Origin of the sequence: Methylobacterium sp. 174MFSha1.1 (assembly GCF_900116815.1) — a bacterium.
GTDB lineage: Bacteria > Pseudomonadota > Alphaproteobacteria > Rhizobiales > Beijerinckiaceae > Methylobacterium.
The window spans coordinates 117,316-133,271 of sequence record NZ_FPCB01000012.1; the positions used below are offsets into that span (position 1 = coordinate 117,316).

Sequence of the window (15,956 nt, forward strand, 5' to 3'; positions counted from 1 at the left end):
CCACCCTTTGGATTTGACGTGCGGATGCCGCCGACGCTACGGCCGGCGGCATGGTGACGGATAGTTTAGACGTGAACGATGATCGCGGGTCAATGCCGACCCGCCGCCTCGCCGCCGATGCCGCGGGCATTGCCGAAGCCGGCGCCCTGCTGCGCGCCGGCCGGCTGGTGGCGATCCCCACCGAGACCGTCTACGGCCTCGGGGCGAATGCGAGCGATCCGGCGGCGGTGGCGGGGATCTACGCCGCCAAGGAGCGGCCGCGCTTCAACCCGCTGATCGCCCACCTGCCCGACCTCGCGGCGGCAAGGCGCGAGGGGGTTTTCGGTCCGGACGCCCTGATGCTGGCGGAGGCCTTCTGGCCCGGACCGCTCACCCTGGTGGTGCCTTTGGCCGTAGGGGGCACCGTCTGCGACCTCGCCCGGGCGGGGCTGCCGAGCGTCGCGCTCCGGGTGCCGGGAAGTCGTCTCGCCCGGGCGGTGCTGGCGGCGGCGGGGTGCCCGGTGGCGGCGCCCTCGGCCAACCGCTCGGGGCGGGTGAGCCCGACCGAGGTCGACCACGTGCTCGGCGACCTCGACGGCCGGATCGCCGCGATCCTCGACGGCGGGCCCTGCCCGGTCGGCGTCGAATCGACCATCGTCGCCTGTCTCGACGGCCCGCCGGTGCTGCTGCGCCCCGGCGGCGTGCCGCGGGACGCGATCGAGGCGGTTCTCGGCCGCGACCTGGCCCTGCCGAGCGCGCCGGAGGGGGCGGCGCCGGTCTCGCCGGGGCTGCTCGCGTCGCATTACGCCCCCCGCGCCGCGGTCCGCCTCGACGCGACTGGGATCCGGCCCGGCGAGGCCGCCCTGCTGTTCGGGCCGGTCCCGCCGGACGGGCTCGCCGATGCCGCGCTCTCGCTCAATCTCAGCCCGGCCGGCGACCTCGCGGAGGCGGCGTCCCACCTCTTCGCCCATCTGCGCCGCCTCGACGCCGCCTGCCCGGCGACGATCGCGGTGGCGCCGATCCCGGAGCACGGGCTCGGCGAGGCGATCCGCGACCGGCTGGCGCGGGCGGCGGCGCCGCGGTGAGGGTTCGGTCGCTTCCCTCGACAGGACCGGCACCCCAAGACCAACACACTCCCTGTCATCCCGGGGCTCGCCGCAGGCGAGAACCCGGGATCCATAACCGCCGACGTTTCAGGATGAAGCGGAACAGGACCCGCCTCATTCAGCATCGTCAGCGGTTATGGATCCCGGGTTCCGCTACGCGCGGCCCCGGGATGACGCAGAGGATGCAGTGCGGCCCGCCCAAGTATCAGGCTCCGCGGTTGAGACTGCCTGGGCAGGAGGATCCGCGAAGGTGGTCCGACGGGCATCGGCGGATCGGCCAATTTTTTTGCGCAACCCGCGGAACCACTCCCGCCGGACCCGCGTTGATAGGGCCTAGAAGGTCACCTAAGCCCCCATCGACCTTCCGCCTCAGAGGCCCGGATCATATCCGGGCTTTTTCTTTGGCCGAACGCCTCATCCGGCGAGCTTCGCCGCGATGCCGGCGACGTGGCGTCCCTGGAAGCGGGCGCCCTCCAGCTCGACCGCGCTCGGCTGGCGGCTGCCGTCACCGCCCGCGATGGTCGAGGCGCCGTAGGGCGAGTTCCCCATCACCTCGGTCGTGCCGAGCTGGCCCTGGAAGCTGTAGGGCAGGCCGACCACCACCATGCCCTGGTGCAGGAGCACGGTGTGGAAGCTCAGGATGGTCGATTCCTGGCCGCCATGCTGCGAGGCGGTCGAGGTGAACACCGACCCGACCTTGCCGACGAGGGCGCCCTTGGCCCACAGGCCGCCGGTCTGGTCGATGAAGTTCTTCATCTGCGACGCCATGTTGCCGTAGCGGGTCGGCGTGCCGAAGATGATCGCGTCGTAGGACGGCAGCTCGTCGACGGTGGCGATCGGCGCCGCCTGATCGAGCTTGTAGTGCGACGTCCGCGCGATCTCCTCCGGCACCAGTTCGGGCACCCGCTTGACCACGACCTCGGCGCCGGCCTCGCGCACGCCCTCGGCCACCGCGTGGGCCATCTGCTCGATATGGCCGTAGGTCGAGTAATAGAGGACCAGAACCTTCGCCATCGGGGATCTCCTTGAGTTTCGGGGGCGGACCTTCGCGGATCGCGGGGCCGCCGGAAATGGCCTATGGTGCAAATCCGCGCTTGCGGAGACGCAAGGTCAGGAGCCTCACGACGTGACAGCCGCCCTCGCCTGGGACGATTTCCGGCTGGTGAAGGCCATCTCCGACCAGCGCGGCCTGACCCAGGCGGCCGAGCGGCTCGGCATCAACCACTCCACCGCCTTCCGGCGCCTCGGCCAGATCGAGGCGGCGCTGCGCACGCCGCTCTTCGAGCGCCACCGCACCGGCTACGTGCCGACCCCGGCCGCCGAGGAGATGGCCCGCATCGCCGCCCGGATGGAGGAGGAGGTGCTGGCCTTCACCCGCCGGATCGAGGGCCAGGGTCTGAGCCCGGCGGGCGAACTGCGCATCACCACTGCGGCCTCGCTGCTGACCGGCCTGCTCACCCCAATCCTCGCGGCGTTCTGCGCCCGCTGCCCGGACGTGCGCCTCGACGTGGTGGTGTCGGAGCAGGCGCTCAACCTCGCCAAGCGCGACGCCGACGTGGCGCTCCGCGCCACCAACGATCCGCCCGACACCCTGGTCGGCCGGCGCCTCGCCACCATCGCCTGGGCGCTCTACGGCCGGGCCGACCTCGACCGGGCCGTCCCCTTGTCCGAGCAGCGCTGGGTCTCGCCGGCGCCGCGGCTCGGGGCAGCCGCCGTCGCGCGCTACGTCCAGGAGCGCACGGCGCCCGAGCGCATCGTGCTGCGCCTCGACACGGTGCAGGGCCTGGCGGATGCGGTGGAGGCCGGGATCGGCATCGGCCCCCTGCCCTGCGTCATCGGCGACCGCCGGCCCGGCCTCGTGCGGCTCGCGGAGCCGGATCCCGAGCTGGCTGCCGGACTCTGGCTCCTCACCCATCCGGACCTGCGCCGGGCCGCGCGGGTGAGGGCCTTCCTCGACTTCGTCGGCGACGCGATCGCCCGCGAGCGCGACCTGATCGAGGGCCGCGTCCCGCTTCAGCGCACCGAGACGATCTCGACCTCGTGACCGGCCACCTCGACGGTGTCGCCGGCCTGCTTGCCGGTCAGCGCCCGGGCGAGCGGTGCCACGTAGGCGAGGGAGCCCTTGGCCGGGTCGGCCTCGTCTTCGCCGACGATGTGGAAGATCTGCTCGGTGCCGTCCTCGCGGGCGAGGGTGACGGTGGAGCCGAAATGGACCGTGTCGCCGGGCGGCTGCTCCACCACCTGGGCCGAGTTGCGCCGGGCGGTCCAGTAGCGCAGGTCGCGGTTCACCCGCGCCATGTTCGCCTTGTCGTCGGGCGACAGGCCGGCATGCTCGGTGTGCAGCCGGTCCAGCTCCGCGTCGATCAGGGCGAGGCCCTCCGGCGTGACGAAGTTCGGGTGCGGGGAGACGGGACGGTCGGGAAGATCCTCGAAGGCCTCCCCGCCCTCCTTCTCGCGAACGAAGGCGATGCTCATGAAACGGGCAATGCGGAGCCCGCGCCAAGGTTCCGCGCGCGACGCCCGCAAGCCGGGTTAGCTCGGGCTATGACCTGTGCCGTGGCCTTCCGTCATGCGCCGCCTTATGGGAACCGCGCCGCAGCGGAGTGCCCCCGCAATGCGGCCACGACCAGTCTCGGAACATCGTCATGGAACGTGCGCAAGCCGCCGCCCTCGCCAGCGCCGGGGTCGGCCTCCTGGTGCTCGCCCTCAAGTTCGGCGCCTGGTGGATCACCGGGAGCCTCGCGCTCTATTCGGACGCGCTCGAGAGCATCATCAACGTCGTGGCCGCGATGACCGCCTTCGTGGCCCTGCGCGTCGCCGCCCGGCCCGCCGACCAGGACCACCCCTACGGCCACCACAAGGCCGAGTACTTCTCGGCGGTGATCGAGGGGGCGCTGATCATCGTCGCCGCGGTGGTGATCCTGCGCGACGCCTACGACGCGCTCCAGGCGCCCAAGATGCTCGACGCGCCGCTCGCCGGCGTCGCGGTGAACGGTCTCGCCACGGTGATCAACCTCGTCTGGGGCGTGGTGCTGGTCCGGCGCGGGCGCGACTGGCGCTCGCCCGCCCTGGTGGCGGACGGCAAGCACGTGCTGGCCGACGTGGTCACCTCCGGCGGCGTGCTGATCGGGCTGGGGCTCGCCACCGCGACCGGCTGGGCGATCCTCGATCCGGTCATCGCCGTGGTGGTGGCCCTCAACATCCTGTGGTCGGGCGGCGCCATGGTGCGCGATTCCGTCAGCGGCCTGATGGACCAGGCGGCGCCGGCCGAGATGGTGGGGCAGATCCGCCGGCTGATCTCCGAGCACGGCGAGGGCGCGCTGGAGGCCCACGACGTGCGCACCCGGCACGCCGGCCAGGTCACTTTCATCGATTTCCACCTCGTGGTGCCGGGCGAGATGACGGTGGCGGAATCGCACGCCATCTGCGACCGGCTGGAAGCCGCGATCGAGGGCGCGGTCGAGGGCGCCGTGGTGACGATCCACGTCGAGCCTGCCGAGGAGGCCAAGCAGCGCGGTTTACCCGTTATCTGAGGTGCCGCCCCTTGCGGCAGGCCGCCCCGCCCGGTGACAACGCCCGCGCAACGGAGGACGGGCAGGCGTGACGGGTGCGGACGACGATTACGTGTACGACGAGGCGACGGGCGAGTGGCGCCCCGCGGGCGAGATGAAGGCCGCCGCAATCCGCGAGGTGCGCGACGCCTCCGGCAACGTTCTCAGCGACGGCGACTCCGTCACCCTGATCAAGGACCTGAAGGTCAAGGGCGCCAACCAGACCCTCAAGCAGGGCACGGTGATCCGCTCGATCCGCCTCACCGACAACGACGACGAGATCGATTGCCGCCACGACACGATCAAGGGACTGGTGCTGCGCACGGAATTCGTGCGCAAGCGGTGAGTGTCCCGGGTCCGATCGCCCCGGCAGTCCTGACACCCTCCGGGTCATTCCGGGGCCGCGAAGCGGAGCCCGGAATCCAGAACCGCAGATGGTCCAGGAGAAAGCGGGACGGGCGCCGCTCTGTTCTGAACAACCTGAGCGTCTGGATTCCGGGCTCCGCTTCGCGGCCCCGGAATGACACTGAGGGTGTCAAGATTGCCGGAGGCGACCCAACATACTCTCAGCGCGGCGTCAGCACCGGCACCATCCGGCGCATCGCCTCCGTGAGATCCGCCGCCGAGCGGGCGAAGCACAGCCGCAGGAACCCCTCGCCGCCGGGCCCGAAGGCCGAGCCGGGGGCGAGGCCGACATTGGCCTCGTCGACGAGGCGCTTGGCGAGGCGGACGTCGTCCGGCTCGCCCGGCACCCGAGGGAAGGCGTAGAAGGCGCCGGGGGGCATCGGCAGCTCGACGCCCGGCACGGCGCTCAAGGCGTTGCCGACGATCTCGCGCCCGGCCCGGGCCTGCGCCACCTGCTCGGCCACCAAAGCCTCGCCCTCCCGGATCGCCGTGACGGCGGCGTGCTGGAGGAAGGTGGCGACGCCGGAGGTGCCGTAGAGGACGAGCCCGTCGACGATCCGGCCGATCGATTCCGGTCCCTCCAGCCAGCCGACCCGCCAGCCGGTCATCGCCCAGTTCTTCGAGAAGGTCTGGACGAACAGCACCCGGTCGCGGTCCTCGGGCTGCCACACGTCGCGGATCGACGGCGCCCGGCCCTCGGCCTCGTGGGCCGGATCGAAGCAGAACCGGCCGTAGATCTCGTCGACGACGATCCAGAGCCGGTGCTCCCGGGCGATCGCCAGCACCGCCTCGAGGTCTGCCTTCGTCGCGACCCAGCCGGTCGGGTTCGCCGGGGTGTTGAGCACGATGGCCCGGGTGCGCGGGGTGATCGCCGCCGCGATCCGGGCGATGTCGAGGCTCCAGCCGGACACGGCGTCGAACTGCATCGGCACGGGCACGGGCCGCGCGCCCTGCATCGCGACCGCGCCGAAGAAGTTCGACCAGGTCGGGGTCGGCAGCACCACCTCGTCGCCGGGCTCGGCGGCGATGCGGATCGCGGTGTGGAAGGCGTGCATGCCCCCCACCGTCACGAAGAACCGCCCCGGCCCGACGGGATCGCCGTAGAGCCGCGAGACGTACTCCGCCAGGGCCTCGCGCAGGGGCGGGATGCCGAGCATCCGCGTGTAGAAGGTGGCACCGTCGCGAAGGGCCCGCTGCGCCGCCTCGCCGATGAAGGCCGGCGTCGGCCGGTCGCCCTCCCCGACCCAGAGCGGGATCAGCCCGGGCCGCTCGACGCCGTAGACCACGAGTTCGCCGATGCCGCTCGGCAGCACCCCGGCCGCCTCGCGGCTCACCGGCGGCATCGTGTCGGGCAGGGGCGGGACGGTCATGCGGAGCCTCAACCGAAGGGAATCGGGGGCTGAAGGCTTCGCAAGAGGCGAGCCGCGGCGCAAGCCGGAAGGAATCACAAGAAGGTCGCCCCGGTCGAGCCGGAGCGATGGGAGCCGGCGCGGCCCCGCAGGGCCGCGCCGTGCAGGCCTCAGCCCTGCCGCACCAGGATCAGCGTCGCGAGCGGCGGCAGCGACAGGGTCAGCGAGTGTTCCTGGCCGTGCGAGGCCTCCGCCGCCGCGTCGATCCCGCCGTAATTGCCGACATTGCTGCCGCCATAGCCCTCGGCATCCGAGTTGAACGCCTCGCGGTAATGGCCGGCCATCGGCACGCCGATGCGGTAGCCGTGGCGCACGACGGGGGTAAAGTTCGACACCACGATCGCGATCTCGCCCGGCTGGCGCCCCTTGCGAGCCCAGGCGATGACGTTGTTCTCGGCGTCGTCCGAGACCAGCCACTGGAAGCCGGCGGCCTCGGTGTCGCGCGCATAGAGCGCCGGGGTCGCGGCGTAGAGGTGGTTGAGGTCGCGCACCAGGGCTTTGAGGCCGGCGTGGAAGGAATCCTCCAGCAGGTGCCAGTCGAGGCTCTGGTTGTGGTTCCACTCCTTCTCCTGGCCGAACTCGCCGCCCATGAACAGCAGCTTCTTGCCGGGATGGCCCCACATGAAGCCGAAATAGGCGCGCAGATTGGCGAATTTCTGCCAGCGGTCGCCCGGCATCTTGCCGAGCAGCGAGCCCTTCCCGTGCACCACCTCGTCGTGGGACAGCGGCAGGATGAAGTTTTCGGAGAAGGCGTAGAGCAGCCCGAAGGTCAGGTCGTGGTGGTGGTAGCGGCGATGCACCGGCTCCTTCGAGATGAAGCGCAGGGTGTCGTGCATCCACCCCATGTTCCACTTGAAGCCGAAGCCCAAGCCCCCGGTATAGGTCGGGTGCGAGACGCCCGGCCAGGAGGTCGATTCCTCCGCCACCGTCATCGTGCCGGGGGCGTGGCTGTAGGTCGCCTCGTTGGTCTTGCGCAGGAAGTCGATGGCTTCCAGGTTCTCGTTCCCGCCATACTGGTTCGGGATCCACTCGCCGGCCCGGCGCGAGTAGTCGAGGTACAGCATCGACGCCACCGCATCGACCCGTAGCCCGTCGAGGTGGTAGTGCTCGAGCCAGAACCGGGCGTTCGAGGCGAGGAACGCCGAGACCTCGGTGCGCCCGAAATTGTAGATGTAGGTGCCCCAGTCCTGGTGGAAGCCCTGGCGCGGGTCGGCGTGCTCGTAGAGGTGGGTGCCGTCGAACTGGCCGAGGCCGTGGGCGTCGAGGGGGAAGTGGCCCGGCACCCAGTCGAGCAGGATGCCGATGCCGGCCTCGTGCGCGGCGTTCACGAACTCGGAAAAGTCTTCCGGCGAGCCGAAGCGGCTGGTCGGCGCGTAGAGCGAGACCGGCTGGTAGCCCCAGGAGCCGTCGAACGGGTGCTCGGTGATCGGCAGCAGCTCGATATGGGTGAATCCCATCTCCTTGGCGTAGGGGATGAGGCGGGCAGCGAGCTCGCGGTAGGTGAGGTAGCGGTTGCCCTCCTCCGGCACCCGCGCCCACGAGCCGAGATGGACCTCGTAGATCGAGATCGGGCCGTGGCGGTGGTCCAGCGCGTTCCGGCTCTGCATCCAGGCCTGGTCGCGCCAGACCGGCTTCGGCAGGCCTTCGAGCTTGGAGGCGGTCTCGGGCGGCTGCTGCGCCGCGAAGGCCACCGGATCGGCCTTGAGCGGCAGGAGCGCGCCGTCGGGCCCGCGGATCTCGAACTTGTAGTGGCCGCCCTTCTTCAGCTCGGGGATGAACAGCTCCCAGACGCCGCCATCCTGCCACAGCCGCATCGGGTGGCGCCGGCCGTCCCAGTCGTTGAACTCGCCGACCACCGACACCCGGCGGGCGTTGGGCGCCCAGACCGCGAAGCGGAAGCCCGGCGTGCCGCCGATCTCGACCGCCTGCGCGCCGAGCACCCGGTGCACCGCGTCGTTGCCGACGTCGCGCAGGAGGCCGATCTCCGCTTGCGAGAGCGTGGCGCCGTACTCGTAGGGGTCGCGGCGCGTGCGCTCGGTGTTGTCCCAGCCCTCCACCGCGATGCGGTAATCGGGCCGCTGCGGATGGGCGAAGCTCCCGACGAAGAAGCCGGCGGGGTGGCGCCGCTCCATCGGCACGCGGGTCTCGCCGATCACCACCGTGGCGGCGCGGGCCTCCGGCAGCACCGCGCGCACCTCCCACTGGCCCTCGGCCGTCTCGTGCGGCCCGAGGACGCCGAAGGGGTCGCCGTGCTCGGCGCGCATGATCGCCTCGATGGCGTCGGGATGGACCGCGTAGGCCCGGCCCGGCACCGGCGGCCGCGCCGGGCGGCCCGGCGCCGGCCCGGACACCCGCGGCGAGGCCGCCGCCTGCATGGCGGCGACCCGAAGCGAGACGTGCTTGATTGTCCCCTTCTTGACGGTCCCTTTGCCCGTCTTACCGGACTTGTCCTTGCCGGACTTGTCCTTGGCGGTCTTCGCCTTGACGGTCACGGGCGCCACCAGGCTCGCCTTCACCTTGGTGCCCTTGCCGGGCTTCCCGGTCTTCACGCTCTCGGTCACGCTCGTCTCAAGGCTGCGGTCGGTCTGGCGCCGGCGAGCGGCCGGCTTCCGGGCGCTGGTCTCGTCGTCCATGGGTCACGCCCCTTTCTGGTCGGCCAGGATGGCCAGCACGCCGCGGGCCGGAATCTCGATCCAGTCCGGACGGTTGTTGGCCTCGTAATCGATCTCGTAGAGCGCCTTCTGCAGCAGGCAGAGCCGCAGCAGGCGGTCATGGGTGCTCGCGTCGGTCACCGCGGCGCGGCTGCCCTGCACGGTGGCGGCGTAGGCCTCCAGGAAGGCCCCGCTCACCATCGCCCGCCAGGCGGCGACGGCGGTCTTCGCCCGCTCGCCGGCCTCGGCGAAGCGCGAGGAGACCTCGCGGGTCACGGTCTCGCCGCCATAGGCGAACGAGCGCAGGATGCCGGCGACGTCGCGGAGCGGCGTCGACTTCGCCCGGCGCTCGTCCACCGGCCGGGACGGCTCGCCCTCGAAGTCGACGATAATGAGGTCGTCCTGCGAGGCCAGCACCTGACCGAGATGGTAGTCGCCGTGGATGCGGGTGCGGTGGGCCCCCGTCGGCGCACCCTCGCTCAGGGACGCGATCAGCGCCTCGATCTCCGCCTTGGCGGCGACGATCGCGGACGCGGCTTCCTGCGCGCTCTCGGGCGCCGTGAAGCCGAGCGAGCCGCAGGCCCGCAAGGCCTTCTCGGCCTGGCGCCGCGTGTCGGCGGCGAGCGCCGAGAGATCCTCCGCCGTGAACGGCTCGGCGGCGAAGGCCGGATCGGCGGTCTCGGTGGCGAGCGCCTTGTGCATCTCGGCGGTGCGCTGGCCGAGGAGCCCGGCCCAGCGCAGGTGCGTGGCGAAAGTCTCCTCCGGCGAATGCGCCTCGCTCTCGGGCACGAGCACGATCGTGTCGAGGTCGCGCCGCAGGTATTCGAGCATCAGGGTCCAGGCGTCGCCCTGGTTGCGCACGAAGGCCTGGAGCAGGCCGAGCGCCGTCGTCGTGCCGTCGGGCCCGACATGCTCGACCACGCCGAGCAAAGCCGGGGTGTTCTTGAACCCGGCCTCCTCGGTGAGGAAGCGGCCGACCTCGACCTCCGGATGCGCGCCCGGCTGGAGCCGGCGCAGGAGCTTGAGCATCAGCCGCGAGCCGAAGGCGATCGAGGTGTTGCTCTGCTCCGCCGAGAGCCGGCGGATGTCGGCCGGGTCGAGCTCCAGCTCGGGATCGAACAGCGAGGTCGCCTTGAAGCGGATGCTGCCCTTCTCGGACGCGATCTCGCGACCCTGACGCATCGCGTCGACCATCGCGAGCGCGAAGTCGGTCGAGGAGGCGGCGCCGTAGAGGAGGCCCATCCGCGGGCCGCGGCGCACCCGGGCGACCGCGTGATCCATCAGCGACTCGTCCTCGCGGCCCTCGTCGACGGCGAGCGGCACGAAGTAGTCCTGCGTCTCGCCGTTGGCGAGCGAGACCGCGATGCGCGGCAGGAGGAAGCCGCCGGTGCCGCTCGAGGACGGCAGGATCGCGCTGTCCGTCACCTCGACCCCGCGGATGCGGGTGCCCTTGGCGCCGAACCAGCGCCGCGAGCCGATGAAGCGCGGGGCCACGGTGCGCTCGAAGGCCTGGCGCTCGCGGCCCCGCATCAAGGTCTCGACGCCGCCGGTGAGCACCAGCGTGAACAGCTCCGGCGTCTCGGGGCTCGGGCCCATCGTGCCGGCATTCGCGGTCGAGAGCGAGAACCAGTAGAAGCCGTAGGCCGGCATGGTCAGCAGGTACGGCAGGTCGCCGATCGGCGGGAACGAGGTGCCGCCGGTCAGCTCCACCGGCACCGCCGTGCGCAGGTCTGAGAGGTCGAGCTGCACCGCCTGCGGCGCCCGCGACAGGTTGGCGACGCAAAGCACCCGCTCGTTGTCGTGCTCGCGAATCCAGGCGAGCACCTTCCGGTTGTCCGGATAGAGGAAGCGCAGGGCGCCCCGTCCGAGCGAGACGTGGTTGTTGCGGATCGCGATCATCCGCCGCGTCCAGTTGAGCAGGCTGGTCTGGGCGCGCGTCTGCGCCTCGACGTTGACCGCGTCGAAGCCGTAGATCGGGTCCTGGATCGTCGGCAGGAACAGGCGGGCCGGGTCGGAGCGGGAGAAGCCGCCGTTGCGGTCCGGCGACCACTGCATAGGCGTGCGCACGCCGTCGCGGTCGCCGAGATAGATGTTGTCGCCCATGCCGATCTCGTCGCCGTAATACAGCACAGGGGTGCCGGGCATCGAGAGGACCAGGAACTTCATCAGCTCGATCTTGCGCCGGTCGTTCTCGAGCAGCGGCGCGAGGCGGCGGCGGATGCCGAGATTGATGCGGGCGCGCCGGTCAGCGGCGTAGAAGCTCCAGAGGTAGTCGCGCTCCTTGTCGGTCACCATCTCGAGCGTCAGCTCGTCATGGTTGCGCAGGAAGATCGCCCATTGGCAGCCGTCTGGGATCTCCGGCGTCTGCCGCATGATGTCGGTGATCGGGTGCCGGTCCTCCTGCGCGATCGCCATGTACATCCGCGGCATCAGCGGGAAGTGGAACGCCATGTGGCATTCGTCGCCGTCGCCGAAATACTGCGCGGTCTCCTCCGGCCACTGGTTGGCCTCGGCGAGCAGCATCCGGTCGGGGTAGGATTCATCGAGGGCGGCGCGGATCTTCTTGATGACCGTGTGGGTCTCGGGCAGATTCTCGCAGTTCGTGCCGTCGCGCTCGATGAGGTAGGGGATCGCGTCGAGGCGCAACCCGTCCACCCCCATGTCGAGCCAGTAGCGCATCACCTCGATCACCGCCTCCAGAACCTTCGGGTTGTCGAAGTTCAGGTCGGGCTGGTGCGAGTAGAAGCGGTGCCAGTAATACGCCTTGGCGACCGGGTCCCAGGTCCAGTTCGAGGCCTCGGTGTCGAGGAAGATGATGCGGGTGTCGGTGTACAGCTCGTCGGTGTCCGACCAGACGTAGAAGTCGCGCCACTCCGAGCCCTTCGGGGAATTGCGGGCCTGCTGGAACCAGGGATGCTGGTCCGAGGTGTGGTTGATGACGAGCTCCGTGATGACCCGCAGGCCGCGGGCATGGGCCTCGTCCACGAAGGTGCGGAACTGGTCCATCGTGCCGTAGGAGGCATTGATGTCGCGATAATCCGCGATGTCGTAGCCGTCGTCGCGCAGGGGCGACGGATAGAACGGCATCACCCAGATCGCCGTGACGCCGAGGTCGCGGATGTAGTCCAGCTTCGCGGTCAGGCCGTCGAAATCGCCGATGCCGTCGTTGTTCGCGTCGAAGAAGGACTTGACGTGCACCTGGTAGATGATGGCGTCACGGTACCATTGCGGATCGCTGCGATCGATCATCGCGTCAGAGCCTCATTCGATCGGGTCGTGGCGCCGGGCGGAAGGCCTGTCGTCGGGCTTGGGCTCAACGCGGGGCACCGGGGAGAGTTCGGGAACCTTGAAGCCTGCCGGTGCGGACGGGTGATCCGTCCGCACCGGGAGGCCCGGCTAGGCAGAGCCGTGCTGCCACGTGCCGCCGGGCGCCGCAAGGCGCTCGGGACGCCGAAGGCGCCAGATCACCACCGAGCGCTCGGCTGGGTCGAGCGCGATGCGGTGGGTCTTGCCGCGCAGCTCGAACTTGTAGCCGAGCAGCAGGTCCTCGACCTCGACCGCGCCGTCGTCGGGCAGCCCGAGCTGCCAGAGCGGCACCTCGTAGGTGCATTCCTGGCGGTTCCTCGGGTCGAGGTTGACCATGCAGAACACCGCGTTGTCGCCGGACGTGGTCATCCGCAGGTAGGCCAGGATCTGCTCGTTCCAGGCCGGGGTGAAGACGACATTGCGAAAATCCCACAGGGCCGGGTTCTCGCGCCGGATGCGGTTCAGCGCGATCATATGGTCGCGGATGTTGCCGGGCCGATAATAGTCCCAGGCCTTCAGCTCGTACTTCTCGGAATCGAGGTAATCCTCCTTGCCCGGCACCGGGGCGGCCTCGCACAATTCGAAGCCGTTATAGATGCCGTAGACGCTCGACAGGGTGGCCGCCAGGGTGCCGCGGATGACGAAGCCCGGCCGGCCGCTGGTCTGCAGGAAGACCGGGTTGATGTCCGGCGTGTTGGCGAAGAAATTCGGGCGGTAATACTCGCCCATCTCGCCGGCCAGCTCCGTCGCGTAGGTCGCCAGCTCCTCCTTGGTGTTGCGCCAGGTGAAGTAGGTGTAGCTCTGCTGGAAGCCGGCCTTGGCGAGCTTCTTCATCATCTTCGGCCGGGTGAAGGCCTCGGCGAGGAAGAGCACGTCCGGGTAGCGGTCGTTGACGTCGCGGATCATCCAGTCCCAGAACGGGATCGGCTTGGTGTGCGGGTTGTCGACCCGGAAGATCTTCACCCCCAGCTCGACCCAGCCGACGATGATGTCGCGCAGTTCGAGCCACAGTGACGGACAAGCGCCCTCGCGGTAGAAATCGACGTTGACGATATCCTCGTACTTCTTCGGCGGGTTCTCGGCGAACTTGATCGTGCCGTCGGGCCGCCAGTCGAACCATTCCGGATGCTGCTTGATCCAGGGATGGTCCGGCGAGCACTGGATGGCGAAATCGAGCGCCACCTCCATGCCGTGGGCGTGGCTCGCCGCGACGAGCCGCCGGAAGTCGTCGAGAGTGCCGAGATCGGGATGCACCGCCTCGTGGCCGCCCTCCTCGGCGCCGACGGCGTAGACCGAACCGACATCGCCCTCCTTCGCCTTCAGGGAGTTGTTCTTGCCCTTGCGGTTGGTGCGGCCGATCGGGTGGATCGGCGTGAAGTAGAGCACGTCGAAGCCGAGTTCGCGGATCTCCGGCAGCCGGGCGATCACGTCGTCGAAGGTGCCGTGCCGGCTCGGGTCGCCGGATTGTGAGCGCGGGAAGATCTCGTACCAGGCCGAGAACCGGGCCGCGAGCCGGTCGGCGAAGACCTCCAGCACGACGGGATAGCGAGAGAGGTTCACCCGCTCGGAGTTGCGGTGGATCAGCGCCGTCTGCTCCAGCAGGCGGTGCAGCTGCGCCGCCGATCCCGGCTCGTCGGCCTCCAAAGCCGCCACTAGGGCGTTCAGCGCGGTAGCGTCGCTGCCCTCGGCGAGGGAGGCCGCCTTCCTGACGAGGCCGACGCCTTCCTGCGTCTCGAGGTGCACGTCGATGCCGGCCTTGCGCTTCTTCTCCAGGCCGCGCAGCCAGGACGAGAAGTCGTCGCGCCACGCCTCGACCGTGTACTCGTAGCGGGCGTTGCGGGTGAGCGGGAAATGCCCGTGCCAGCGGTCGTTGTCGACGAACAGCATCGGGTCGCGGCGCCACTCGGTCTCGCCGGCGAGCCGGGAGAGGACCGCGGCGTTGATGACGTCGTGCCCGTCGGTGAAGATGTCGGCCTCGACATGGACCTGATCGCCGACGACGCGCTTGATCGCCGAGCGGCCGCCGTCGATCTCAGGGCTCACCGCCTCGATGATCACCCGCCCCTCCCCGCCCGGGGTGGTGCGGCGGGGCCGGCGCACGGCGCCGATGCGGCGGGCGGCGAGGATGCGGAGGGCCCGCGGCTCCAGGCCGATCGACTGGTCGGCGCGGAAGACCAGCGGCGCGGCCTCGGGCGTCAGGTCCTGGAACGGGCCGAACTCGCCGCCGGAGCCGGCGATCAGCGGCGCCGGATCGACCGCGATCGGGCGGTCGGTCGGGTTGTGCAGCACGAGCACGGCGTTCTCGGCAGAGCCGGGATGGCCGGTATCGATCCGGATCAGCGCGACGTACGACGCGTCCGGCGCCGAGAGGCGCCACTGCGCGCCCTCGACATTGGCCGCCGGCAGGTCGGCGCGCAGGCGGTTGATCGCCGCGATGAAGCCCGAGATGTCGATGCCGGTGTGGTGCTCGCGGCTCTCCGGGGTGGTCTCCACCACGTGGAGCGGCTTGGCGTAGCCCCACTCGTAGCCGATCGGCATCAGCACGCCGGCGGAGAAGAAGGCGGCGAGCGCGTAGCGGCTCTTGAGTTCCGCCGCCACCGTCTCGGGCCCACCGTCCAGCGACGCCGCGAGTCGCTGCATGTCGTGGTTCTCCGGGAAGGCGATCGAGGGCGCCAGGATGCGCAGGCGCTCGTACTGCTCCAGCGCCCAGGGCGCCTTCAGGTCCCACCACGCGAAGGAGTTGAACAGGTAGTCGAATCCGGCTTCCGCCGTGGCCCGGGCCTCCTCGAAGGTGCAGCCTAAGGTCTCGGCGGCGAAGAGCGCGGCGTGGTCGCGGTCCTTGGCGGCGCCGATCAGGCTGCGCCACACGTCCGGCGGCACCTTGTAGGCGGCATCGCACCGGAAGCCGGCGACCCCGAGCCCTTGCAGCTTGGCGATGTAGCCGTTCCACAACTCGGTCAGCGCCGTGCGCGGACCCTGGGTGACGTAGTCGAATTCGGCGAGGTCGCCCCAGACGGTGATCTTCGACGGGTCGTCGGGATCGACCGCGTGGGGGCTCACCGGCGCGCCGGATTCGTCGCGCACGAACAGGTCGGGGCGCTCATGGGCCAGCTTCCCGTCATTGGCGGCGTGGTTCACGACCAGATCGGTCATGATCTTCAGGCCGTGCCCGGCAGCGGCCGCGCAGAAGCGGCGGATCTGCTCGTCGTCGGGCGTGCCGTCGAGGTCGCGCAGGCGCTCGTCGAGCCGATCCGGGTCGGCGACGGCGTAGAGCGAGCCCGAGCCGCCGGCCTGGTGGAACGGGTTGAGGTAGACCCAGTCGAAGCCGAGCTCCGCGATGCGGGGCAACTCGGCGGTCCAGGCCGAGACCCGGCCGACCAGGAGGGGAAACAGGTTGTAGATCCGCGGTCCGGCCGCCAGCGGCGCCAGGGTCGCCGGCAGGGGCGTCACCTCGCGGGTGCGCTTCGCCGGCTTGGTGCTGGTGCGGGGTACGTTCATCGGCCCGATCCTGCCTGCTCTTTCTCGATCCATTCAGGCGGGCCGGCCCGC

Annotated in this window: 10 protein-coding genes; 4 read left to right on the forward strand and 6 right to left on the reverse strand. The window is 70.4% G+C overall.

What is annotated here, in order from left to right; translation table 11 throughout:
* Positions 1-50: 50 nt before the first annotated feature.
* Entirely contained in the window at positions 51-1,064 is a 1,014-nt protein-coding gene (locus tag BM430_RS11475) for an L-threonylcarbamoyladenylate synthase (RefSeq protein WP_093567389.1), read from the forward strand.
* A gap of 435 nt (positions 1,065-1,499) precedes the next feature.
* Here the strand turns inward: BM430_RS11475 and wrbA are convergent, their stop codons facing one another.
* A complete protein-coding gene (gene wrbA / locus BM430_RS11480) occupies positions 1,500-2,099 on the reverse strand; it encodes an NAD(P)H:quinone oxidoreductase (protein WP_093567390.1) in 600 nt (199 codons plus the stop codon).
* Positions 2,100-2,211: 112 nt separating this feature from the next.
* Between wrbA and BM430_RS11485 the strand changes: the two genes are divergently transcribed.
* Positions 2,212-3,129, forward strand: a complete 918-nt coding sequence (locus BM430_RS11485) for a LysR family transcriptional regulator (RefSeq protein WP_093567391.1) — start codon at positions 2,212-2,214, stop codon at positions 3,127-3,129.
* Here BM430_RS11485 and greA read toward each other — a convergent pair.
* Positions 3,099-3,560 (reverse strand): transcription elongation factor GreA, encoded by a 462-nt coding sequence (gene greA / locus BM430_RS11490; RefSeq protein ID WP_093567392.1) that lies wholly within the window; start codon positions 3,558-3,560, stop codon positions 3,099-3,101. The two genes, BM430_RS11485 and greA, sit on opposite strands and share 31 nt — an antisense overlap.
* A 170-nt stretch (positions 3,561-3,730) precedes the next feature.
* Between greA and BM430_RS11495 the strand changes: the two genes are divergently transcribed.
* Together BM430_RS11495 and BM430_RS11500 are read left to right on the forward strand one after the other, a co-directional pair.
* Entirely contained in the window at positions 3,731-4,618 is an 888-nt protein-coding gene (locus BM430_RS11495) for a cation diffusion facilitator family transporter (protein WP_093567393.1), read from the forward strand.
* Positions 4,619-4,685: 67 nt separating this feature from the next.
* Entirely contained in the window at positions 4,686-4,982 is a 297-nt protein-coding gene (locus BM430_RS11500) for an alkylphosphonate utilization protein (protein ID WP_093567394.1), read from the forward strand.
* A gap of 220 nt (positions 4,983-5,202) precedes the next feature.
* Here BM430_RS11500 and BM430_RS11505 read toward each other — a convergent pair whose 3' ends face one another.
* The 4 genes from BM430_RS11505 to BM430_RS11520 form a co-directional block, all read right to left on the reverse strand.
* Positions 5,203-6,411: a pyridoxal phosphate-dependent aminotransferase gene (locus BM430_RS11505; RefSeq protein ID WP_093567395.1), complete on the reverse strand. Its 1,209-nt coding sequence runs from the start codon at positions 6,409-6,411 to the stop codon at positions 5,203-5,205.
* A gap of 149 nt (positions 6,412-6,560) precedes the next feature.
* Positions 6,561-8,714 (reverse strand): 1,4-alpha-glucan branching protein GlgB, encoded by a 2,154-nt coding sequence (gene glgB / locus BM430_RS11510; protein WP_244539449.1) that lies wholly within the window; start codon positions 8,712-8,714, stop codon positions 6,561-6,563.
* A 372-nt stretch (positions 8,715-9,086) separates the two neighbouring features.
* Complete coding sequence (gene treS, locus BM430_RS11515) at positions 9,087-12,350, reverse strand: maltose alpha-D-glucosyltransferase (RefSeq protein WP_093567396.1); 3,264 nt, start codon at positions 12,348-12,350, stop codon at positions 9,087-9,089.
* A gap of 147 nt (positions 12,351-12,497) precedes the next feature.
* Positions 12,498-15,905 carry a maltotransferase domain-containing protein gene (locus BM430_RS11520; RefSeq protein ID WP_093567397.1) on the reverse strand — a complete coding sequence of 1,136 codons (3,408 nt, stop codon included), beginning with the start codon at positions 15,903-15,905 and terminating at the stop codon, positions 12,498-12,500.
* Positions 15,906-15,956: the final 51 nt, after the last annotated feature.